This is a genomic window from Microbacterium sp. Clip185, assembly GCF_028743715.1.
Classification (GTDB): Bacteria; Actinomycetota; Actinomycetes; order Actinomycetales; family Microbacteriaceae; genus Microbacterium.
Genome location: NZ_CP117996.1, coordinates 243,992 through 265,595 on the forward strand (window position 1 = coordinate 243,992; position 21,604 = coordinate 265,595).

19 protein-coding genes are annotated in these 21,604 nt (G+C 68.9%); 10 read left to right on the plus strand and 9 right to left on the minus strand.

Going from position 1 to position 21,604, the window contains the following annotated elements:
* Positions 1–69: 69 nt before the first annotated feature.
* From ligM to PQV94_RS01280, 3 genes are read right to left on the minus strand one after another with little or no spacing between them, the layout of a single operon-like run.
* Positions 70–1,473: a vanillate/3-O-methylgallate O-demethylase gene (gene ligM, locus PQV94_RS01270; RefSeq protein WP_274287000.1), complete on the minus strand. Its 1,404-nt coding sequence runs from the start codon at positions 1,471–1,473 to the stop codon at positions 70–72.
* Positions 1,474–1,520: 47 nt separating this feature from the next.
* A complete protein-coding gene (purU, locus tag PQV94_RS01275) occupies positions 1,521–2,396 on the minus strand; it encodes a formyltetrahydrofolate deformylase (protein WP_137418715.1) in 876 nt (291 codons plus the stop codon).
* Positions 2,397–2,408: 12 nt separating this feature from the next.
* Positions 2,409–3,284 carry a methylenetetrahydrofolate reductase gene (locus tag PQV94_RS01280; RefSeq protein WP_443192698.1) on the minus strand — a complete coding sequence of 292 codons (876 nt, stop codon included), beginning with the start codon at positions 3,282–3,284 and terminating at the stop codon, positions 2,409–2,411.
* A 255-nt stretch (positions 3,285–3,539) separates the two neighbouring features.
* Here PQV94_RS01280 and PQV94_RS01285 point away from each other — a divergent pair, with 255 nt between their 5' ends.
* The gene (locus tag PQV94_RS01285; RefSeq protein WP_274287001.1) at positions 3,540–4,499 is read left to right on the plus strand and encodes a S41 family peptidase; all 960 of its coding nucleotides are present in this window, start codon (positions 3,540–3,542) and stop codon (positions 4,497–4,499) included.
* Between the two features lie 12 nt (positions 4,500–4,511).
* Here the strand turns inward: PQV94_RS01285 and PQV94_RS01290 are convergent, their stop codons facing one another.
* The gene (locus PQV94_RS01290; RefSeq protein WP_274287002.1) at positions 4,512–5,033 is read right to left on the minus strand and encodes a MarR family winged helix-turn-helix transcriptional regulator; all 522 of its coding nucleotides are present in this window, start codon (positions 5,031–5,033) and stop codon (positions 4,512–4,514) included.
* Positions 5,034–5,149: 116 nt separating this feature from the next.
* A complete protein-coding gene (locus PQV94_RS01295) occupies positions 5,150–6,652 on the minus strand; it encodes an aldehyde dehydrogenase family protein (RefSeq protein WP_274287003.1) in 1,503 nt (500 codons plus the stop codon).
* Positions 6,653–6,867: 215 nt separating this feature from the next.
* Here PQV94_RS01295 and PQV94_RS01300 point away from each other — a divergent pair, with 215 nt between their 5' ends.
* From PQV94_RS01300 to PQV94_RS01340, 9 genes are all read left to right on the plus strand, one after another.
* A complete protein-coding gene (locus PQV94_RS01300; protein WP_274287004.1) occupies positions 6,868–7,743 on the plus strand; it encodes a transketolase in 876 nt (291 codons plus the stop codon).
* Positions 7,743–8,708, plus strand: a complete 966-nt coding sequence (locus tag PQV94_RS01305; protein WP_274287005.1) for a transketolase family protein — start codon at positions 7,743–7,745, stop codon at positions 8,706–8,708. The genes PQV94_RS01300 and PQV94_RS01305 overlap by 1 nt, the downstream gene beginning before the upstream one ends.
* An 8-nt stretch (positions 8,709–8,716) precedes the next feature.
* Entirely contained in the window at positions 8,717–9,787 is a 1,071-nt protein-coding gene (locus PQV94_RS01310; RefSeq protein ID WP_274287006.1) for a zinc-dependent alcohol dehydrogenase, read from the plus strand.
* Positions 9,784–11,313: a sugar ABC transporter ATP-binding protein gene (locus tag PQV94_RS01315; RefSeq protein WP_274287007.1), complete on the plus strand. Its 1,530-nt coding sequence runs from the start codon at positions 9,784–9,786 to the stop codon at positions 11,311–11,313. Before PQV94_RS01310 ends, PQV94_RS01315 begins: the two co-directional genes overlap by 4 nt.
* A 1-nt stretch (position 11,314) precedes the next feature.
* Positions 11,315–12,307 carry an ABC transporter permease gene (locus tag PQV94_RS01320; protein ID WP_274287008.1) on the plus strand — a complete coding sequence of 331 codons (993 nt, stop codon included), beginning with the start codon at positions 11,315–11,317 and terminating at the stop codon, positions 12,305–12,307.
* An 80-nt stretch (positions 12,308–12,387) separates the two neighbouring features.
* Positions 12,388–13,368 (plus strand): sugar ABC transporter substrate-binding protein, encoded by a 981-nt coding sequence (locus PQV94_RS01325; protein WP_274287009.1) that lies wholly within the window; start codon positions 12,388–12,390, stop codon positions 13,366–13,368.
* 61 nt (positions 13,369–13,429) lie between these two features.
* Complete coding sequence (locus tag PQV94_RS01330) at positions 13,430–14,212, plus strand: SDR family NAD(P)-dependent oxidoreductase (RefSeq protein ID WP_274287010.1); 783 nt, start codon at positions 13,430–13,432, stop codon at positions 14,210–14,212.
* Positions 14,213–14,220: 8 nt separating this feature from the next.
* Complete coding sequence (locus tag PQV94_RS01335) at positions 14,221–15,117, plus strand: sugar phosphate isomerase/epimerase family protein (RefSeq protein ID WP_274287011.1); 897 nt, start codon at positions 14,221–14,223, stop codon at positions 15,115–15,117.
* A 92-nt stretch (positions 15,118–15,209) separates the two neighbouring features.
* Positions 15,210–16,697 (plus strand): benzaldehyde dehydrogenase, encoded by a 1,488-nt coding sequence (locus tag PQV94_RS01340; RefSeq protein ID WP_274287012.1) that lies wholly within the window; start codon positions 15,210–15,212, stop codon positions 16,695–16,697.
* Positions 16,698–16,747: 50 nt separating this feature from the next.
* Here the strand turns inward: PQV94_RS01340 and PQV94_RS01345 are convergent, their stop codons facing one another.
* From PQV94_RS01345 to PQV94_RS01360, 4 genes are all read right to left on the minus strand, one after another.
* Positions 16,748–17,935, minus strand: a complete 1,188-nt coding sequence (locus PQV94_RS01345) for a cytochrome P450 (RefSeq protein ID WP_274287013.1) — start codon at positions 17,933–17,935, stop codon at positions 16,748–16,750.
* Complete coding sequence (locus tag PQV94_RS01350; protein ID WP_274287014.1) at positions 17,932–19,071, minus strand: NAD(P)/FAD-dependent oxidoreductase; 1,140 nt, start codon at positions 19,069–19,071, stop codon at positions 17,932–17,934. The genes PQV94_RS01345 and PQV94_RS01350 overlap by 4 nt, the downstream gene beginning before the upstream one ends.
* Positions 19,068–19,259 (minus strand): ferredoxin, encoded by a 192-nt coding sequence (locus PQV94_RS01355; protein ID WP_274287015.1) that lies wholly within the window; start codon positions 19,257–19,259, stop codon positions 19,068–19,070. The genes PQV94_RS01350 and PQV94_RS01355 overlap by 4 nt, the downstream gene beginning before the upstream one ends.
* A gap of 73 nt (positions 19,260–19,332) precedes the next feature.
* On the minus strand, positions 19,333–21,582 hold the full coding sequence (locus PQV94_RS01360) for a helix-turn-helix transcriptional regulator (protein ID WP_274287016.1): 2,250 nt from the start codon (positions 21,580–21,582) through the stop codon (positions 19,333–19,335).
* Positions 21,583–21,604: the final 22 nt, after the last annotated feature.

Sequence of the window (21,604 nt, forward strand, 5' to 3'; positions counted from 1 at the left end):
GGCTCTGAGGCTATCCATAAACGCCGACGCGGGGCCCGGCCGGACCGGGCCCCGCGTCGCGTCGAATGCTCAGCCCTTGTAGCCGGTGCGCCAGCCGCCCTGGTAGGTCTGACGGGCGACCGTGGAGTAGGGCACGGGGCTGACGACCACGCGCACCTCGGTCTGCTCGTGCGGCTCGACGGACGCCTTGGAGGTGCCGCCGTTCGGCTCTCCCCACACGACCTTCAGCTCGGTGCCCTCGGGCACGTCGGGGTCGACCGTGCCGAGCGAGAGGCCGCGACGCTCGTTGGCGCTGTAGCCGGTGAACATCGAGAAGCCGACGACCGTGCCGTCCGCATCCACGACGGAGTCGTAGTTGGCCGAGCCGTAGTTGGCCAGCGGGAGGTCGAAGAACTTGTAGTTGGGGCCGTCGACGTTCAGCAGCGAGCCCCAGACCTTCGCGAGGTCCTCGGCGTTCCACGCGAGGGTGACCTTCTTGCGCTGCGTCGAGGGGTCGATCTTCTCGAGCGCGTCGCGGCCGATGAAGTCGTGGTCGAACTTCACGAACGAGCCGTAGCCGAGCTCCCAGGGGGTGAGGTAATAGTCCTCGATGTTGTCCGAGACGAAGGAGCCCGCGAGGGTTCCGGTGGCCTCGTAGCTGTCGACGCCGAGCCACTCGCGGTAGCCGCGCTCGGCCTCACCCGAGTAGATCGCGGGAAGCGGCGAGGGGATCCAGCCCGACTCGAGCGTGTTCGACGGGTAGGCGCGCGATCCGACGGGCACGAGACCGAACTCGACGCCGGCTTCGACGATCGCGTCGCGGATGGCGTCGTGGTCTTCGTAGGGGCCCCAGATCTCGAGACCGGGAGCGCCGGCCATGCCGTGACGGAGGGTGCGCACGGTCTTGCCGGCGATCGTCATGGTCGACATGTTGAAGAAGCCGAGCTTCTCCAGCGGGCCGCCGTTGAGCTTCTCGATGACGTCCCACGCCTTGGGGCCCTGGATCTGGAAGCGGTAGTAGCGGCGCGTGACGGCGTGGCCGTACGGACGCGAGGGCGAACGGCGGTCGACCTGCACGTCGAGGTTCTGGTAGCCGCCGGTCTCACCGTGGTACATCAGCCAGTTGGATGCGGGCGCGCGGCCGACGTACACGTACTCGTCCTCGGCCTCGCGGAACAGGATGCCGTCGCCGATCACGTGGCCGCTCGCGGTGGTGGGCACGTACTGCTTCGCCTTGTTGACCGCGAAGTTCGCGACCGAGTTGATCGCGGTGTCGCTGATGAGCTTGATCGCGTCGGAGCCCTTCAGGAACACGTTGTCCATGTGGTGGGACTGGTCGTAGAGCACGGCCGTGTTGCGCCAGGCCTGCTGCTCCTTGATCCAGTTCTGGAAGTCGGCGGGGACGACCGGGTAGATGTAGGAGCCGATCTGCGAGTTGCGCAGCATCTCGACCGGGTTGGTCTGGTCGATGAGTTCCTGCAGGTTGCTGGCCACGATGAACCTCTCTGTTCGGGACCGGCGCCTCGGGTGAGGCGTCGGAGTCAGGTGAAGACGATGGTGTGGTTGCCGTGCCGGATGACACGGTCTTCGGCGTGCCACTGCACGGCGCGCGAGAGTACGGCCCGCTCGACGTAGGCACCGCGGGCCTGGAGGTCGGCGGCGGTCATCGAGTGGTCGACGCGGGCGACGTCCTGCTCGATGATCGGGCCCTCGTCGAGGTCCTTGGTGACGTAGTGGCTGGTGGCGCCGATGAGTTTGACGCCGCGTTCCTTGGCCTTCTTGTAGGGGCCTGCGCCGATGAAGGCGGGAAGGAAGGAGTGGTGGATGTTGATCACCGGCACGCCGACGCCCTCGAGGAAGTCGTCGGTGAGGATCTGCATGTAGCGCGCCAGCACGACGAAGTCGACGTTGCCCGCGAGCAGCTTCACGATCTCTCGCTCGGCCTCCGACTTGTCCGGGCCCTGCGAGGGCACGTGGAAGAAGGGGATGCCGAACGAACGCACGTCTTCCGCCGTGTTCGTGTGGTTGGAGATCACCATGGGGATCGTGACGTTGAGCTCGCCCCGGCGGTGGCGCCACAGCAGCTCGAGCAGGCAGTGGTCGCTCGTGGAGGCGAGGATCGCCATCCGCTTCGGAACCGACTGGTCGGTCAGGCGCCACTGCATCCCGTAGGGCTCCAGCGTCTGCGCGAGGTCTGCCTCGATGTCGCCGATCGCCGCCGCGAGGTCGGGGCGGTGGAAGACGACGCGCTGGAAGAATGCGCCGCCCTCGGGGTTGTCCGAGTACTGGTCGAGCGTGACGATGTTCGCCTTGTTGCGCGTGATGAGCGCGGTGACGGCGGCGACGAGCCCGGGCTGGTCGGGGCCGTGCACGATCAGGCAGGCGTGGTCGCGCAGGGCGTCTTTGTGCAGGGACATGCGGGGATCTCCTCAGGACTGCGCGGCGATGTATTCGCGGGCCCAGTCGGATGTCGCCCGCAGACCGCCGAACGTGTAGAAGTGAATTTTGACAGGTCCGCGGGAGTCCTTCTGCGCGACGAGCGCGCCGAGGTCGCCGATGAACCGGTCGGGACCCGCCGTTCCCATGAGGTTGGTGAGCGAGAACCCGTACTTCTTCACGATCATCGCGTTCGCGCCGACGCCGAAGCGGCGGGCGAAGGTGATCAGGCGCTTGATGCCGGCGGGGCCGGGGGTGCCGATGCGGATCTCCGAGGTGATCCCGCGGCCGCGCACGCCGTCGATCCAGTCGATGACGGGGTCGGTGTCGAACGCGAACTGCGTGAGGATGACCTGGCCGAGACCCGCATCGGTGAGCGCCGCCGACTTGTCCTCGAGGTGGCGCCACAGGACGTCGGTGGGGATGTCGGGGTGTCCCTCGGGGTAGCCGGCGATCGAGACCTCGCGCACGCCGTACTTCTGCAGGATGCCGGAGCGGATGACGCTCAGCGAGTCGGGGTACGGGCCCTCGGGTTCGGCCGGGTCGCCGCCGACGGCGAAGACGTGCTCGGTGGCACCCACCTGCTGCAGGCGGTCGAGGAACTCCTCGAGCTGTGCGGCGGAGGCGAGCCGACGGGCGGAGACGTGCGGGACGGGGACGAATCCCGCATCCTTCACGGCCTTGGCGGCGGCGACGCGCATGTCGAGGTCTTCGTTGCCGAGGAAGGTGACGTTGATCTTGGTGCCGGCGGGGATGACGTCGCGGGCTTCCTCGAGTCCGGGGACGTCCTTGCCGGTCATCTCGAGCGAGAAGCCGTCGAGGAGCGCGAGGGATGCGGCCGGGTCGGGTGCGGGGGTGTTACGTGCCACGAGTCGTGGTCCTTCCGCTGTCGGGAGGGCTTCGTTGCGCCTCGTCAGCGAGAGTACCTATGTCGATAGGTAATGACAAGAGGTATTTCACGGCTCATCGTCCATCTTCAGGATGATGCCCGTCGGGCCGGGTACATCGCCGCGACGATGTGCTCGAGGATCGCGGGCGACGACGATGGGAATGTGTCGACGTCACGTGTGCCCGTAACCGCCCGTTCCGCCCGCCCGAGGCGCCGTCGCCGACGAATCGTGGTGATGACCGTCGTTCTGGGCGCCCTCGCCGGCGTCGCCGCGGTGGGGGTCTTCGCCGCCGACGTCTACGGACCGCGCTTCGGGTTCTACCTCGTGCCTCCGTCTGTCGAGAAGTACGCGCAGCTCGCCGTCGAACGTCTCGACGGCGGCTACCACGCGAATGACCCGGAGTGGCCGGCGAAGCGGGCCGCCATCCTGGATGCGGCGAGGTCGGCTACCGAATACGCCGAGCTGTATCCGCTCCTGCAGGAGGGCACGCAGATCGCCGGCGGTCGGCACTCGAGCTTCGTCCCGGCGGGGACGGGGTCCGCCGCTGCTGAGTCGTCGGCCCAGCCGACGGTCGACACCGACGCGGGAATCACGACGATCGTGCTGCCCGAGATGGTCTCCTCGCGGGCGGAGGATCTCCAGAGTTACGCCACGACCGTCGCAGACGGCATTGATCGGGCCGCGGCGGACACCTGCGGCTGGGTGATCGATCTGCGCGGCAACCGTGGGGGCAACATGTACCCGATGCTCTCGGGGATCGCCGCGCTGCTTCCCGATGGCGTGGCGCTGTCCTTCGTCGATCGGGGCGGCAATGCGACGGCCGTCACGATCGAATCGCGCGGTGCCGCGATCGCCGGCAACGTCATGGTCGACGTCGGGGCGCACGAGAAGCTCGCCGGTAAGCCCATCGCCGTTCTCCAGGACGAGTGGACCGCGTCCAGCGGGGAGGCCGTGCTCGCATCCTTCCGCGGCGTGGAGGGCGCCCGTACGTTCGGGGCCGACAGCGCGGGCTACACCTCCGCGAACGTGAGCCACACGCTGTTCGACGGTGCGACGATCGTGCTCACCGAGAGCCTGTATGTCGACCGCACCGGCCGGAACTACGAAGAGGGCCCCATCGCGCCGGATCAGAGCTCTGCCCGGGCCGACGCGGATGCGCGCGCGTGGCTCGGCGAGCAGGGTTGCTCCAGCTGAACGCGCAGCGGCTCACGCTTTGCGGGAGCCGCCCGCATCCGCCAGCCAGGACTCGTTGTCGAGGCTCTGCAGCACCCGCATCTCCTCGAGCATCTTGCGCAGCAGGGCATTGAGTCGGGTGACCTCGCCCGGCGTCATGTGGGCCAGGATGATCTCCTGCCCGCGGAGGGAGATCGGCAGCATGTCGTCGTGCATGGCGGCTCCTGCCGCCGTCAGGTACATCGGCCGCGACCCGCGGGCGCCCTCCGCGAGCACGACGAGACCTCGCTCGACGAGGGTCGTCACGCTCTTGGAGACGATCGCCTTGTTGACCACCAGGAACTCCGAGATCTCCGAGGCGGAGAAGCCCGGGTTCATGGCCAGTGCGGAGATGACGCGCCACTCATTGGTGCCCAGATCGAACTGGCGGCGCAGCTCGTGGGACTCGCGCCAGACCAGCGCGTTGGAGAGCAGGGCCAGCAGCCTCGGCGTGAAGGCGTCCGGATCGATGTGGTCGGCCAGCGGCTCGACGACCGCCTCGGCGGGGGGCTTCACGCCGTGTGCGTGTCGAGTGCGATCTGTCGCCATGGAATTCCTCTCCGGGAGTCGGATGCGGCGTCCGCCGCTGCACGACGCGGGCCGGGAGACGGCCCCGGCCCGCGTCGTGGTGATCAGTGCGCCATCGCCGCCAGGGCTTCCGGGTCGATCGTGGCGATCGACCGGGTGTCCTGGAAGGCGCGCACGCCCTCGATGCCCTGCTCGCGACCGAATCCGGACTGCTTCATGCCGCCGAAGGGCGCGCGCAGGTCGAGGCGTGTGGCGCCGTGGTCGTTGACCCACACGTAGCCGCAGACCAGCTGCGATCCCACGCGCTGCGCGGACTCGGGCGACGCGGTCCACACCGAGCCGCACAGGCCGCCCCAGGTGTCGTTCGCGAGGGCGACCGCTTCCTCCTCGGAGTCGAACGGGATGATCGGGATGACGGGGCCGAACTGCTCCTGCGTCACCACGCGCAGCGACGGGTCGGGGTCGACGACGATCGCCGGACGCAGGAAGTTGCCGCCTGCCAGTTCGCCCCCCGGCAAGGTGCCGTATTCGCGCACGTCGGCGCCGGCATCCTTCGCCTCCTGGATGATCTCCTGGACGAACGCTTTCTGCGCCGGCTGATGCAGCGGCCCCATGGTCGTGCCTTCGTCGAGCCCGTACCCGATAACGACCTTCTCGAGGCGTGCTTCGAGTCCCGCCACCACCTCATCGAGACGCGACCGGTGCACGAAGACGCGCTTGGCGTTCATGCAGATCTGCCCCGTGGTGTCGTAGATCGCGGCGTAGAGACGGTCGAGGTGCGTGTCGTCGAGAATTGCGTCCTCGAGGAACACGGCCGCGTCGTTGCCACCGAGCTCGAGCGTGACGCGGGTGAGGGTCTGCGCGGCCATCTGCATGATGCGCTTGCCGCCGTTGACGCTGCCCGTGAAGCAGACCTTCGCGACGTCGGGGCTCTGGATGAGCTCAGCCATGTTCTCGTCGCGGCCCGTGACCACGTTGAGCACGCCCGGCGGCAGCTTCTCGGCGATGCGCTGCACCACGCGGGTCGTCGCCAACGGCGCGGAGGGCGGCGGCTTCACGATCGCGGTGTTGCCCGCGAGCAGCGCGTGAGGCAGGGCTGCGCCGAGGATGGCGATCGGCCAGTTGAAGGGCACGATGATCGTCACGACACCGAGCGGCTGGTACGCCACCTCGGTCGTGACCGGGATCGCGCCGGGGATCACGGGGAGGGTGTGTCCCTTCTCGACCTCGTCCTTGAGCATGAGGGCGAGGTTCCATCGGATCTCGAAGACGAGAGCATCCACCCATCCCTCGAAGCGGATCTTGCCGTTCTCCTGCGACAGGACGGCGGCGTCCGTGTCGCGCTCGTCGGCGATGCCGGCGATGGCGGCGGCCATCGCCTCTGCGCGCTCGGCCGCCGACAGTGCGCTCCACGACCCGAAGGCAGCGGATGCGGCGGCGACCGCATCCGCGACATCTGCGGGCGAGGCTGCCGCAGCCTCGCCGACGATGACTCCGGGCTTGCCCGGATCGGCGATCTGTAGAACGTCATCGGTGAAGCGCTCCGCGCCTCCGATGTAGAGCCCTGTCCGCACTCCGGCGGACGTCTGGGCGATCGAACTCGACATCCCTGCACCTCTCTGTGTCTCGGATATGTGCGGGATCGCGACCGTCGCCACCCCCGCGGCACGAGTTTACGTCCATTCCTGTTTACATGTAAATGAGATCGTGCTACGTTCACCGGGTCGCCCTCCAGAGTCGGATGGCGGCACCCGAAACGACGTCGATGAAGACGCGATTTCCCGCACATTCGACGTCTCTCTGCCATCGACGAGGAGGCATGATGAGCAGTTCCCCCCTGCAGACGGACGAGCGTCCGAACGTGGCCGAACTGGAGGATCTGGCGTTCGAACTGCGGCGCAAGCTCCTGCACCTGTGCGGCACCTACGAGGGCGCCGTCCACATCGGCGGAGACCTGTCCTCGGCGGACATCTTCACCGCTCTCTTCCACTACGGCATGAATGTCGACCCGACCGACATCGCCAACCCCGAGCGCGATCGCTTCGTGCTCAGCAAGGGCCACGCCGCCGTGTGCATGTACATCGCGATGGCGATGCGCGGCTTCTTCTCCTACGAGGGCATCGTCGACACCTACGGTCAGCTCGACAGCGCCTACGGCATGCACCCGTGCAAGGTGCAGCTGCCCGGCGTCGAGGCGTCGACCGGCTCGCTCGGACACGGCCTTCCCCTCGCCGTGGGCATGGCGCTCAGTGCCCGCCACCGCGGCGACGCCCACCGCGTGTTCACCCTCCTCGGCGACGGCGAGACCGGCGAAGGGTCGGTCTGGGAGGCGGTCATGGCCGCTCGCAGCAACCGCCTCGGCAACCTCGTCGCCTTCGTCGACCGCAACCGCCAGCTCATGACGAGCTTCGCCGAGGAGCGCGTCGCCTTCGAGCCCTACCCGGACAAGTGGCGCGCCTTCGGCTGGAATGTCGTGCACATCGACGGTCACGACATGGCGCAGCTGGTGGAGGCGCTCGACGCGCTGCCCGAGCCCGACACCGAGACGCCCACCGTCATCATCGCCGAGACCATCAAGGGCAAGGGCGTCGACTTCATGGAGCACAACCTCGCCTGGCACGCCGGATCGCTCGGCGCCGCCGACCTCGAACGCGCCCTCGCGGCGCTCACCGCCTCGCGTGAGAAGGAGTCCGTCTGATGCCCGTGACCTTCACTTTCGGAGAGTTCCTCGGAGCGCGATCGGTCATCGGCTCGACGCTCGCAGAGCTCGGCGCCGAGTACGAGAACCTGTGGGTGCTGACCCCGGACATCGGGGCGACCCTCGTCGAGTTCCGCGACACCTTCCCCGATCGGTTCATCGACGTCGGTCTCGCCGAGCAGGCGTGCGTCGGCATCGCCGCCGGCCTGGCCTACGACGGCAACATTCCCGTCGTCTCGGGCATGCTGCCCTTCCTCAGCATGCGCGCGCTCGAGCAGGTGCGCACCGACGTCTGCTACCCCAACCTCCCGGTCAAGATCATCGGCACGCACGGCGGACTCGTCGGCAACGGCGGATCGACGCACTACGCGGTCGAGGACCTCGCGCTCATGTGCGCCCTGACGAACATGACGGTCACCTCGATCGGCGACCCGCTCATGGTCGGCGAGATCATCCGGCAGTCCATGACGATGCAGGGACCCATCTACATCCGTCTCGCCGTCGGCAAGAAGGACAAGGTTCTCTACGAGCCCGGCCAGCACGAGGTGCGCATCGGTAAGGGCATCGTGGCACGCGAGGGCACCGACGCGACGATCTTCACGCACGGCACGACCGTCGCCCAGGCGCTGGATGCGGCGGACGAGCTGGCTGCAGACGGTCGCTCCGTACGCGTGGTCGACATGTTCACGCTGAAGCCGATCGATGAGGAGCTCATCGTGCGCTGCGCGGCCGAGACCGGCGGGCGCTTCGTGGTGCTCGAGGATCACCTGGCCTACGGCGGCCTCGCCACCCGTGTCGCTGACGTCGTGGCCGACCGCGGCATCCGTCTGACGGCGTTCGAGCGACTCGGGATCCCGCAGGTCTACGCCGGCTTCGGTGAGGACGAGCAGTTGCGCGACAAGCACGGCTACGGGCTGTCGGCGACGACCGCGGCGCTGCGTCGCGTGATCGCGGCCGAGGGGTGAGCCGGACCATGCGTACCGTCGCCGTCACGCGCATCGGCAACCTGCGCGATCCTGACGAGGCCGCCCGCGGTCGCATCGGCGTCGTCGACATGCCGCAGCCCGAGCTGGGCCCCGAGGATGTCCGCATCCGTGTCGCCTACGCCGCCATCTGCGGGTCCGACCCGCACCTGGCCGAGGGTTTCTTCGGCACGGATGTGCCGATCGGACTCGGGCACGAGGTCTCCGGCGTCATCGAGGCGCTGGGCGAGCGCGCCGGGCGGGGCGGCCTGCGCGTCGGCGACCGGGTCGCCGGCAACTTCCTCCGCTTCTGCGGATCGTGCCGCCCGTGTCAGGACGGACGCCAGCAGTTCTGCGAGCACATCCAGGACTACAACCGCCCCGGCATGGCCGAGACGGTCACCTGGCATGAGTCCCAGGTCTACCGCCTGCCCGACAGCGTGAGCCTGCTCGAGGGATGCCTGCTGGAGCCGACCTCCGTGGCCGTGCGCATCGCCGACAAGACCCGCATCCGCGTCGGTGACCGTGTGGCCGTCTGCGGAGGAGGGCCGATCGGGCAGCTCACGGTGCAGGTCATGGCACGCTACGGCGCGACCGCGCTCACGATGATCGAGCCCATCGCCGACCGGCGGGGGATGGCCAGACGTCACGGCGCGCAGTACACGATCGACCCCACGAGCGAGAATCAGGCCGCGATCGCCGACGAATTGACCGAGGGTCGCGGCTATGACGTCGTCATCGACGCCTCGGGATCGACACGGGCGACCCGTGGACTGCTCGACCTGGCCGCCAAGGGCGGCACGGTGATCTACGGCGCGATGTACCCGAGCGACTACGAGCTGCCGCTGAACATCTCGGATTACCTGTATCTGAAGGAGCTCACGCTCACGGGCGTCTTCGTCTCGCCGTATGCGTTCCCCCGTGCGCTCAATCTGTTGCCGCACCTCGACCTGGCCGAGTTCACCCAGGCCGTCTTCCCCCTCGAGCAGGCCGCGGAGGCCTTCGAGACGCACCTCACCGGGCGCTATCCGAAGGTGATCATCGCCTGCAACGACGAGGCCCGGCTCGGAGGATTGTCATGACCACCGCATTGGAACGGGAGGCGGCGCCGGTGGAGACCGCCCCCGCGCTCGAGGCCCGCGACATCGTCAAGCGCTTCGATGGGGTGCACGCCCTGAAGGGTGCCCGGCTGTCCGTGCTCCCCGGCGAGATCCACGCCCTGCTCGGCGAGAACGGTGCGGGCAAGTCCACGCTGATCAAGGTGGTGACGGGGCTGTACGCCCCCGACGGCGGCACCATCCTGCGCTCGGGCCAGGAGGTCGAGTTCCAGAGCGTGCGCACCGCCCGCGGCGAGGGGATCGTCGCGCTCTACCAGGAGCTGTCGATCATTCCGTCGCTGACGGTGGCCGAGAACATCCTGTTGGGCGAGCAGACGCCGCGCCGCGGGGGCGTCGTCAACTGGCGCGAGCTGCGGCGGCGGGCGAAGGAGCAGCTGGACAGCATCAATCAGCGCATCCCGCTGAGTAAGCTCGCCGGCGACCTCTCTCCCGTGCAGCAGACCATGGTGGCGTTCGCCCGCGCCCTCGCGACCGACGCGCGGGTGCTCATCCTGGACGAACCGACCGCGTCGCTCACGGACACCGAGATCACCGACCTCTTCGCGGTGCTGCGATCCCTGCGCGAGCGGGGTGTCGCCATCGTCTACGTCTCGCACCGCCTCGAGGAGGTCTTCGAGCTCTGCGACCGGCTGACGATCATGCGCAACGGCGAGACCATCATCACGAAGGATGTGGCCGACTCGCACATCGACGAGGTCATCTCCCTCATGGTCGGCCGTGAGGCGGGTCAGCTCTATCCCGAACGGGGCTCGGGCGGCGGAGACGTCGTGCTGCGCGTCGAGGGTCTGACCGGTCGTCGCGTGCAGGACGTGTCGTTCGAGGTGCGTGCCGGCGAGGTCCTCGGCATCGGCGGGCTCGCCGGCGCCGGGCGCAGCGAGCTGCTGCGCATCCTCGCCGGGGCGCAGAAGCACCAGGCCGGCACGATCACGGTGGGGGGCAAGACCCTGCCGCGCTCGCCGGGAGTGGGGCGTGCGCTCGCCGCGGGCATCGCGCTCGTCCCGGAGGAGCGTCGCAGCCAGGGCGTGATCCTGGGCGCGTCGATCCAGGACAACATCACGATCGCGAACCTCTCCTCGGTGAGCTCGGTCGGCGTCGTCTCGCAGGCGCGCATCGCCGACATCGCCCGGCGCGGGATGTCGGACCTGCAGATCAAGGCCCGCAGCCCCCGCCAGAGCGTCGGCGAGCTGTCGGGCGGAAATCAGCAGAAGGTCGTGCTCGCCAAGATGCTCGAGCGTCAGCCCGCCGTCCTGCTCATGGACGAGCCCACCCGCGGCATCGATGTCGGCACCAAGGCCGAGATCTACCGCCTCATCCGCCGCCTGGCGGCGACCGGCACCGCCGTGATCGCCGTCAGCTCCGAACTCCCCGAGCTCATCGGCATGAGCGACCGCGTCGTCATCATGCACGAGGGGCGCATCTCCGGACAGGTCGCCGCGGCGGAGGCCGACGACGAACTGCTCCTCTCCTACTGCTACGGAAAGTCAGAGTGACATGGCCACCACCACGGATCCCACGCTCACCACGCGCAGCATCGTGACCGCGCGCGCCGAGTCGTTCGGGCGCATCTTCCTCCACGGCGGCACCGTCGTCGCCCTCATCGTGCTCGTCATCTTCTTCTTCGCGATGCGTCCCGATGTGTTCCTGACCTTCACCAACGTGAAGAACATCCTGTACCAGGTCTCGATCCTCGCGATCATCGCCGGGGCACAGACGATCGTCATGGTCGTCGGCGACTTCGATCTGTCGGTGGGTGCCACCTCGGCGCTCGCCGGTGCGGTTGCGGCATCCATGATGATCAACGGCGTCCCCGTGACCGTCGCGGTCGCCGTCGCCATCCTGGTCGGTCTGCTCGTCGGACTCGTCAACGGGTTGCTGATCGCCTACGTGAACCTCTCCGCCTTCGTGGCGACGCTCGCGACGATGACATCCGTGGTGGGTCTGGCTTACCTCGTCACAGCGGGGACGACGCTGTTCAACCTGCCGCCGGAGTTCAACGCCATGGGGCAGGGGAAGCTGTTCGAGATCCCGATCCCGGTGTACATCGCCATCGTCATCTCGCTGCTGCTGTGGTTCGTGCTGCGCTTCACCACGATGGGTCGGCGCTGGTACGCGACCGGCGGCAATGTCGAGGTCTCGCGCCTGTCCGGCATCAACGTCCGTCGGGCCCGGCTCATCGCGTTCACGGCCGCCGGGGCGATCTCGGCGCTCGGCGGAGTGCTGCTGGCGGCGCGCCTCGGCAGTGCGAGCGCGGTGCAGGGCAGCGACAACATGATGTTCTCCGTCGCCGCCGTCTTCCTCGGCATGACGGTCGTCCGCTCGGGAGCCGCGAACCTCGGCGGCACCATGGTCGGCGTCGCGATCATCGGCGTCATGAGCAACGGTCTGAACATCCTGGGCGTCAACGCCTACGTGCAGCAGGTCGTCACGGGCCTCATCATCATCGCCGCGGTGACGCTGTCGTCGCTGCGGCACCGCGAGCGCTGACGCTCCGCATCCGCTTTCCCGAAGCGGTCGACCCAACGACCGTGCACCACCACTACGCCACGAACACAAAGGAGTAACACGTGCGCACTTCATTCAAGGCCCTCGCGGCCGTGGCCGTCGCAGCGGCCCTCGTCCTGACCGGATGCTCGTCGGGCGGCTCAGGGGGCGGCGGTGACGACACCTTCAAGGTCATCGCCTTCACCTCCGGCAACCAGACGCCGGTGGGTGCCTGGTGGGTCAAGGCAGTGCAGGACAAGGCCGACGAACTCGGCTGGGACCTCACGGTGATCCAGGGCGACTTCGACTTCCAGAAGATGAACCCCGCGGTCGAGAGCGCCATCGGGCAGGGCGCCGACGCGATCTTCGACGGCTACACCGACGTCGCTTCGATCGGCTCGATCGTCACCGCCGCCAAGGACGCGAACATCCCGATCTTCGCGATCGACTCCGCGACCGAGGAGAACGATGCGTTCGCGATCAACGTCACCGCAGATCAGCAGGGCATCGTCGATCAGACCGTCGGGGCGTTGGATGAGGCGCTCGGGGGCCTGAAGGGCAAGAACATCATGGTGATCGGGCACGACCCGCACCCCGGCATCCGGCTGCGCGCCAGCCTCGCCGAGAAGGCGCTGACCGCGGCGGGCGCGAACATCGCCGGCGGCGACATCCAGAAGGTCGCCTCTCCCGCGACGGGACGCACTGAGGCGTTGTCGCTCGTTGCGGACTACCTGTCCGCCAACCCCGGAGGCCTCGACGGCGTCTGGGTCGGTTGGGACGACGCGGCGCTCGGCGCCGCCCAGGCCGTCAGCGAGGCGGGCTCGAAGGCAAAGGTCACCGGCGTCGACGCCACGAGCGAGGCGATCGCCGCGATCAAGGCCGGCGGACCCTTCCTCGCGACCATCGAGCAGCCCTGGCCCAGCATCCTCGACACGGTCGTGGGCGATATCGAGGCCTACCGCAAGGACGGCACGCTGCCCTCCTCCCGCTTCGACGCGGTAGCGACGACCCTCGTCACCGTCGACAACGCGGACAGCATCACCCCCTCCGACAAGCTCGGTTGACCCTTCGGGGCGGGGTGCTGCGTGCACCCCGCCCCACCCCAGACATGGATGGAGGTCGCACATGCGACTGCAATCGAAGACCGCTCTGATCACCGGCGGCAGCAGCGGCATCGGCCGCGCGACCGTCGAGAAGTTCCTCCGCGAGGGCGCGAAGGTCATGATCGCCGACGTCGACCTGGCCCGCGCCGACCAGGTGGTGACGGAGCTCGAGGGCCTCGGCTTCACGGACTCGGTCGCGGCCGTGCGCACCAATGTGTCCCGCTTCGAGGATGTGGAGGCCGCCGTCGCCCGCACCGTCGAGGTGTTCGGCTCGCTCGACGTGATCTTCAACAACGCGGGCATCGCGGGCGGCAAGCCGCTGCTCGAGCACGACCCCGAGGTGGACTACGCGCCCATGATCCGGGTCGACCAGGACGGCGTCTACTACGGCATCCTCGCGGCCGGCCGGCAGTTCCGGAAGCAGGGGACGGGCGGCGTCATCATCAGCACCTCGTCGATCTACGGCCAGCAGGCGGCGGAGCTCTCGTTCTCCTACAGCGCCGCGAAGGCCGCCGTTATCTCTTTCACCCGTTCCGCGGCCTACGAACTCGCCGAGTACGGCATCCGGGCCGTCGCGATCACCCCGGGGCGGGTGGGCACGCCCATCATCAATCAGTTCAGCGACGAGCTGCGGGCGACCTTCGCCGCCGAGCAGCTGCGCAACACCCTCACGGCCCCGGAGGAGATCGCGGACGTGGTTGCGTTCCTCGCCTCGGATGAGGCGAACGCGATCAACGGCACCGTGGTGAGCGTCGACGACGGCTACTCGGTGTTCAAGCAGCGGCTCGATCTGCCGGTGTTCTGAGGCACGTCATGGACCTGGATCTCGCGTGCCACCTCTCGGCGATCACGCCCGAGCTGGCGCCGGCGCAGCTGGTGCCGGTGCTGCACGACCTGCGGGAGATGGGCTACCGTCGCGCCGTGCTTCCGCCGTTGGATGCCGCCTCGACCGATGCCGACGCTCTCGCGGATGCGTTCGTGCGCACCGGGATGCTACCGATCGCCATGTGCGGCCAGGCCCCGGACGCGGACGTCTCCTCGCCCGACGCCGACGTGCGTCGGGCGGGGGTCGAGCTGCTGCGCGAGAGTGTGCGGTTCGCAGAGCGGCTGGGCGCAGACCAGCTGAACGGGGTGCCGTACGGGCTCTTCGGGCGGCCGTCCGAACGGGTCGACCCGGCACTTCTCCTCGAGAGCGCCCGTGCGGTGGGGCAGGTCGCCGACGAGGCGGCCGAACGCGGCATCCAGATGACCTTCGAGGTGCTGAATCGCTACGAGGAGGCCGCGATCAACACGGCCGCCCAGGCGATGGACTACGTCGCCGCGAGCGGATCCGCCCACCTCGGCGTGCACCTGGACAGCTTCCACATGGCGATCGAGGAAGCGGATGCCGTGCAGGCCATCCGCACCGCGATGCCGCGCCTGCGCTACCTTGAGCTCGGCCAGTCCGGTCGAGGTCCGCTGGAGAGCGGCGCGGTGGATGTTCCCACGCTCGTGCGGGAAGCGCTGGATGCGGGCTATCGCGGCCGGTGGGGGGTGGAGGCGTTCTCGCGACCGCTCGCCGGCGGCGCCGCCGACGCGCTCTCGATCTGGCGCACGCCCTACGCCGACGGCCTTGCTCTCGCCCGAGACGCGATCGGCGTCATCCGCCGTGGGTGGGCGGAGAGCATCCCCGGCCGCAGGTCCCATCGTCTGGCCCGCGCGACAGGCTGAATCGCGCATCCGACTCCCATTGCGCGCGGGCCCCGCGTCGCTCAGGATGTATTCATACGTATAGGGCAGAGAAGCCCGGAAAGGTGACGACGATGTCGACCGCAACGCAGGACACCGCCACCCTGATCGATCCCCACGTTTTCGAGGGACGCATCTACATCGACGGTGAGTGGGTCGAAGGCGGGGGAGGATCCATCGCCTCCATCGAGCCGGCCACCGGCGAGACGCTCGTACAGGTCGGGATGGCGGATGCCGCGGATGTCGCGCGCGCCGCCGCATCCGCCGCACGCGCGCAGCAGGAGTGGGCGGCCACGCCGCATCCGGCTCGCGCGGCCGTGCTGCGCAAGGCCGCGCAGCTATGGGAGCAGCACGCGGAAGAGATCATGGGGTGGAACATCCGCGAGGTCGGAGCCATCCCGCCGCTCGCAGGTTTCGCCCTGCACGTCACCGCGGCCGAGTGCTACGAGGCGTCGTCTCTGCCCTCGGCGCCGCTGGGCACCATCCTCTCCAGCGAGGAGCCGCGCCTCTCGCTCGCCCAGCAGATCCCCGTGGGCGTCGTGGGCGTCATCTCGCCCTTCAACGTGCCGCTCATCCTCGGCATCCGCGCCGTTGCGCCGGCCCTGGCGCTCGGCAACGCCGTGCTGCTCAAGCCCGATCCCCGCACGGTCGTGACCGGCGGTGTCTCAATGGTGCGCATCTTCGAAGAGGCGGGCCTGCCCAGGGGCATCCTGCAGCTGGTCCCCGGCGGTGCCGATGTCGGCGAGGCGATGGTCGCGGATCCGCACGTGCGGGTCGTGGCCTTCACGGGGTCGACCCGCGCGGGCCGCGCCGTGGGCGAGCTCGCCGGGCGCCACCTCACCCGCGCGCATCTCGAGCTCGGCGGCAACTCCGCCTTCCTCGTGCGCGAGGACGCCGACGTCGACCAGGCGGTCAACCTGGCCACATGGGGCGCCTTCCTGCACCAGGGGCAGATCTGCATGACGGTCGGCCGCCACATCGTGCACGAGTCGCTCTTCGACGAGTACGTCGCCAAGCTCGCCGCGAAGGCCGACTCGATGGTCGTCGGCGACCCGGCCGCCGGACAGGTGCATCTGGGTCCGCTCATCGACGAGACGCAACGCGACCGCGTGCACGCGCTCGTGCAGGACGCCGTCGCCTCCGGCGCCCGGCTCGCGGCCGGCGGCACGTACGACCGGCTGTTCTACCGCCCGACCGTGTTGGCGAACCCCCCGAAGGATGCGGCCGCGTACTGCGACGAGGTCTTCGGCCCCGTCGCCTCGGTGGTCTCGTTCGCGACCGACGACGAGGCCGTCGAGCTCGCCGCTGCGACCGAGTACGGGCTGTCGCTGGGCATCGTGAGCCGCGACGCGATGAAGGCGTACGACCTGGCGAAGCGCATCCCGACCGGCATCGTGCACATCAACGACCAGACGGTCAACGACGAGGCCAACGCGCCCTTCGGCGGCGTCGGCGCCTCCGGTACCGGCTCCCGCCACGGCGGTGCACAGGCGAACATCGACGCCTTCACCGAAACCCGCTGGATCACGATGCGCCGCGAACCGGGACAGTACCCGCTCTGACGCACACGGATGCGGGCGGCCCCTTCGCGGGGGCCGCCCGCATCCGTTTGTCAAGCGGGGGTGACGCGAACCGGGAGGTGCGCGAACCCGCGTCCGGCGTTGTTGAGCGCGCGTTCGGGTGTGCCGTCGAACTCGAAGCGGGCCACGCGGGGGATCAGAGCGCGCAGCACGGCATGACCCTCGAGCCTGGCCAGGTTCTGACCCGCGCACGCGTGGTTGCCGAAGCTGAAGGCCAGATGGTCGACCGCGTTGCGTGCGATGTCGAAGCGCGCCGGCTCGGCGAAGTGTCGCGCGTCGCGGTTTGCTCCGCCGTAGCTGATCAGAACACGCGCACCCTCGGGGATGGTGACGCCGTCCACATCCACTTCCCGGGTCGCGACCCGGGTGAAGTACTGGATCGGGCTTTCGACACGGATGACCTCGTTGAAGGCGCTGGCGACGAGCGACGGTGCGGCCCGCAGTGCATCCCACTGCTCCGGCTCGCGGGCGAACAGCCAGACGGCGCTGGCGATCGCATTGATCGTGGTGTCGAAAGCGGCGACGACGTATCCCGCCAGCAGTCCCACGGCGGCTTCGCGGGGGAGGTGCCCGGCCCGATGCACATCGAGGAGGTGGCGTCCGAAGCTCCCGGGCGTGAGATCGTCCTGATCGATCGCCTGATTGAGGTATTCGAAGAGTTCGCCCACCACCGGCCACGACGAGCGGTTGCGTTCGTTGTCGGGTCCGATGGTTTCGAACCATGCCGTCGCCATCGGAATGAGGCGTTCGCGGCGCGAGGGGGGCCAGCCGATCAGATCCATGATCACGTTGATCGGGAGGTCATGAGCGAGGTCGGCCACCGCGTCGAAGCGGCCCCGCGAGACGAGCTCGTCGACGAGTTCTTCGGCGCGCACGTCGATCGTCGCCTGCAGAGGTCGAAGCGCGCGCGTCGAGAGGTTCTCGGTGAAGATCGCGCGCTGCTCCGTCTGCGTCGGTGGGTCCTGGCAGATCAGCGCGGCGGACCACGCGTGATTGAACTGCTCCGTCATGCCCACGCCCTGCGCGGAGGAGAAGCTCTCCCAGTCGCCGAGCACCCGGCGCGCCGGCTCGTAGCGGCAGATGAGCCACATATCGAGCCGGGAGAGGTAGACCGCCGGCGCCTGTTCGCGCAGGCGGTCGAGCGTCGAGTACGGATCGCTGAGCACCTCGTCGGTGAACAGGTCGACGTCGCTCTCGGGTCGGGTGGTGGTCGTGGTCATGGCATCTCCTTCGATGCGTCGGTGGTGGGTGATTCGGTGCGGGCGAGCGCGCGAAGGCGGGGGACGGGCATCCGGTGGTTCACCGAGACGGCACTGCCGGCCTCTCGTCCTCTCCAATGGAGCACTGCGGAGCGTTCATTCCAATCGCCGGCGACGACGGACGGAGACTCGTCGCCCGGTGACGCACCGGCGATCTTGAGCTTCAGTCCGAAGGCCTCCGTCCACAGGTAACGCTCGGGGACATGGACCTCGTCGGGTTCGAGCCCCAGAAGCCAGCGGCCCGCGTTCCGTCCGGCGGTGCGTCCCTGCTCGATCGCTGCCTGCCAGTGGGGCGTGCGCGGTCCCCCGCCGACCACCACGGCGTCTCCGGCTCCCCACATCCGCTCGCTCGCGCGCAGAGAGGCATCGACGTTGAGCGGAGCACCGTCCTGGACGCACCAACGCGTGTTCGGCTCGTCTCCGATCGCAGAGACGAGCAGTGACGGGCGGAACGTGTCGCCGCCCGCCGTCACCACAGCCGCGCCTTCGTGCTCGAACACCCCCAGACCCGGGTGGACGACCAGCCGAGCCCCGTGTTCCTCGGCGGCGCGACAGATCGCGTCCGAGAGGAAGAGGCCGAGCGCCTCTCGCAGTGGCGGGCGCCGCGCGGCGAGCAGGACCGCGTGACCGAGCATCGCGATCGACGAGGCCACCTCTGCGGCCAGCAGCCCTCCCCCGACGACGGCCACCTGTTCAGCTGTTCTCAATGCCGAGGAAAGGCGATGAACGTCTTCGCGGTCGCGCACGGTGTGCTCGCCGGAAACGCCGAACGCGCGGGCGCGTGCACCGGTCGCCACCACGAGCGCGTCGAACGGGACACATTCGCCGTCGTCGAGCTCCACCCTTCGCGCGTCGCTGTGCAGCGCGGCGACGCGTCGTCCGCGCCGCATCCGAACATCCGGAGGGTCGGGCACTCCGATGTCGTCCAGGGACTCGGCCCCCGTCAGCACGCCCTTCGACAGCGGTGGGCGCAAGTAGGCGCTCGGCTCGGGATCGACGAGGGTTATGGCACCTTCCCACCCGACGTCGCGCGCCGCCTGAGCCGCCGTCGCGCCGGCGATCGATGCGCCGAGGACGACAAGGCCCGCCGCGCTCATGCCTGCAGGCGGAGGGCCGCGACGGGACAGCTGCGGACCGCGGCATCCGCTACGGCGCGCCGAGGCTCGTCGACCGTGTCAACGAGTACCTGGACGACGCCATCGTCGTCGAGTCGGAGCAGCTCGGGTGCTGCCTGCTCGCAGAACCCGAAGCCGTCGCACCGGTCGTAATCCACTGTGATCCTCATGAGAGCTCTCCCTCCGACGCCACCGTCGTCGGGCCAGTCTCGGATCAGCGAGCCTGAGCGCACATCCGGGTGATCACGGATTCCGCCCCGCGGATCCGCGTTCGACCCACGCGGCGATCCGTGTGCGCGAGGAGACGGAGAGCTTCGTGAAGATGTGTTGCACGTGCGTCTCGACCGTGCGCACGGAGATGACGAGTTCGGCGGCGATCTCCCGGTTGCTGAGACCTCGATGGATGCCGTCGGCGACCTCGCGCTCGCGGATGCTCAGCGGGGAGGCTGCATCGGCGGTGTCGAGTGCGAAAACGACGGCCTCGACGAGATCGAGTCGTCGGCCGCGCTCCCAGGCGGCTGCGAAGCGGGTGCGGTCCAGTGCGGTGCGCGTCCGGTCGATCGCCGCGTCGTGCTGCGCGGCGAGGTGGGGGCCGAAGGCGGCGATATCGGAACCCACGCGGCGCCAGCCGTCGGCGAGAGCCGCCCACACGACGGCGGCACTCTCGTGGTGTGCCTGCCGACATGCGATCGCCGCCCACGTCTCCAGCATCAAACAGGTGCCCAGGTCGTCGTGGAAGCTCCGCTCGATAGCGAGTGCTTCGCGCACGAGAGCGGCGGCGTCGTCGGGGCGCTCGGAACTCAGCGCCGCGACGGACAAGGACCACAGGGCGTGCGAGCGCATCCACGACTCGTCGAGGGCCTCGGCGAGTCGCCGTGCTTCGTCGGCAGGCAGGGCGGCATCGCGGGCGTGCGCATGGGCTTCGGCGACCGTGAGCTGGAAGGCGGACATGAGTGTCGCCGCCTCGTCGCCCAAGGCGCGGGCATCGCCGATCGACCGGGTGAACAATTCGCGGGCCTGGTCGAGATCGCCGCGGAACAGCGCGTGCGAGCCGAGCCATCGACTCACCTCCATGGCGACAACCGCCGCTTCCCGGTCCGCGCTCCCCGCCAGCAGCGACTGAGCCGCATCCAGGTGCGCCGCCGCTGTGTCCAGATCGCCTTGCACGAGTGCCAGCCACCCGCCCAGGGTGTGAAGCTCCGCCCGCAGGAGCGGCGAGGGGCCTCGCGCCAGGGCACTGCCGACCCATTTGCGTCCCTCGCGAAGGAAGCCGCCGACAGCCCAGTGGTACCGGAGGTCGGAAACGAGACGGGCGCCCTCTTCCACCGCCGAGTCGTCTGCCACCGCGAACGTCAACCCTGCCTGCAGCTCCCCCCACTCCTGGCGCAGTCGTGCGAGCGCTGCGGCTTGCCCGGGGCCGTGGAACGTCGTGCGATGAGTCCGGACGAGCTCGCAGAAGTGCGCGAGGTGACGCCGCCGCGTGTCGTCCCACGTGCCGCTCTCGCGAGCGCGGTCCCGACCGTATTCCCGTATCGTCTCGAGAAGTCGATGGCGCCCGGGCTCTCGCTGTTCCACGAGTGACTGTGCGACGAGTCCCTCGAAGGCGGACCACGCGGCCACCTCATCCAGATCCGCGTCGACGCTGACGGCGATCGCCGCCGCCGTGCTGAACGTGCCGGAGAAGACCGAGAGGGCCGCCCACACCCGACGCTCGTCCGGGGTGCACAGGTCGTAACTCCAGTCGACGACAGCGCGCAGTGTGCGCTGTCGCAGGTCGACCCTCCGATCGCCCGGTGGGAGCGTGAAGCGCGACTCGATACGATCCGCGAGCTCGGCGATACTCAGAGACCGAAGTCGTGCCGCCGCCAGTTCGATCGCCAACGGTAGCCCGTCGAGCGTGCGGCACAATGCCAGCGCAGCCGACAGATCCTGCCGCTGCGCATCGAAGCGCGCGTCGGAGTCCTTGGCACGTTCGATCAGCAGCGTGACGGCGTCGGAAACGCCGCCGTCCGCCGTCATTGTGCCCAGCGGGGCGAGCGGATAGACGCCCTCGCCGTCGAGAGACAGCGCACGCCGCGAGGTGGTGAGGATCGAGACGTTCGGCAGAGAGTCGAGCAGGTCGTCGACGAGATCGCAGACCGTGTCGAGGAGGTGCTCGCAGTTGTCGAGCAGGACGAGCGATTCTTGCTGTGCGAGGGCGGTGACGACGATGTCGCGCGGCGAGGCGTCTGGACGGTCTGCGAGGCCGAGTGTACGCATGAGCGCCAGAGCCACCTGCTCAGGTTCACGGACCTCCGCCAGGCTCACCGCCCACGCCTTGCGGGAGCGCGCATGCGCGAAGACGTTTGCGACATGCATCGCCAGGCGGGTCTTGCCCACTCCGCCCACGCCGGTCACGGTGACGAGGCGTCGGCTCTCGAGCAGACCGAGGACGGCGCGCACGTCGGCGTCCCTGCCGATGAACGCGTTGCGTCGCTCCCGAATGCTCGTCATGGTGGTCGGATGCGGGCGGACC

Coding starts and splice junctions, on each gene's coding strand:
- purU (WP_137418715.1), bottom strand. CDS start 2,396: ATGTCCCTGCACAAAGACGCCCTGCGCGACCACGCCTGCCTGATCGTG.
- PQV94_RS01355 (WP_274287015.1), bottom strand. CDS start 19,259: ATGAGGATCACAGTGGATTACGACCGGTGCGACGGCTTCGGGTTCTGC.
- PQV94_RS01305 (WP_274287005.1), top strand. CDS start 7,743: ATGCCCGTGACCTTCACTTTCGGAGAGTTCCTCGGAGCGCGATCGGTC.
- PQV94_RS01330 (WP_274287010.1), top strand. CDS start 13,430: ATGCGACTGCAATCGAAGACCGCTCTGATCACCGGCGGCAGCAGCGGC.
- PQV94_RS01285 (WP_274287001.1), top strand. CDS start 3,540: ATGACCGTCGTTCTGGGCGCCCTCGCCGGCGTCGCCGCGGTGGGGGTC.
- PQV94_RS01315 (WP_274287007.1), top strand. CDS start 9,784: ATGACCACCGCATTGGAACGGGAGGCGGCGCCGGTGGAGACCGCCCCC.
- PQV94_RS01295 (WP_274287003.1), bottom strand. CDS start 6,652: ATGTCGAGTTCGATCGCCCAGACGTCCGCCGGAGTGCGGACAGGGCTC.
- PQV94_RS01350 (WP_274287014.1), bottom strand. CDS start 19,071: ATGAGCGCGGCGGGCCTTGTCGTCCTCGGCGCATCGATCGCCGGCGCG.
- PQV94_RS01310 (WP_274287006.1), top strand. CDS start 8,717: ATGCGTACCGTCGCCGTCACGCGCATCGGCAACCTGCGCGATCCTGAC.
- PQV94_RS01345 (WP_274287013.1), bottom strand. CDS start 17,935: ATGACCACGACCACCACCCGACCCGAGAGCGACGTCGACCTGTTCACC.
- PQV94_RS01320 (WP_274287008.1), top strand. CDS start 11,315: ATGGCCACCACCACGGATCCCACGCTCACCACGCGCAGCATCGTGACC.
- PQV94_RS01360 (WP_274287016.1), bottom strand. CDS start 21,582: ATGACGAGCATTCGGGAGCGACGCAACGCGTTCATCGGCAGGGACGCC.
- PQV94_RS01335 (WP_274287011.1), top strand. CDS start 14,221: ATGGACCTGGATCTCGCGTGCCACCTCTCGGCGATCACGCCCGAGCTG.
- PQV94_RS01300 (WP_274287004.1), top strand. CDS start 6,868: ATGAGCAGTTCCCCCCTGCAGACGGACGAGCGTCCGAACGTGGCCGAA.
- PQV94_RS01340 (WP_274287012.1), top strand. CDS start 15,210: ATGTCGACCGCAACGCAGGACACCGCCACCCTGATCGATCCCCACGTT.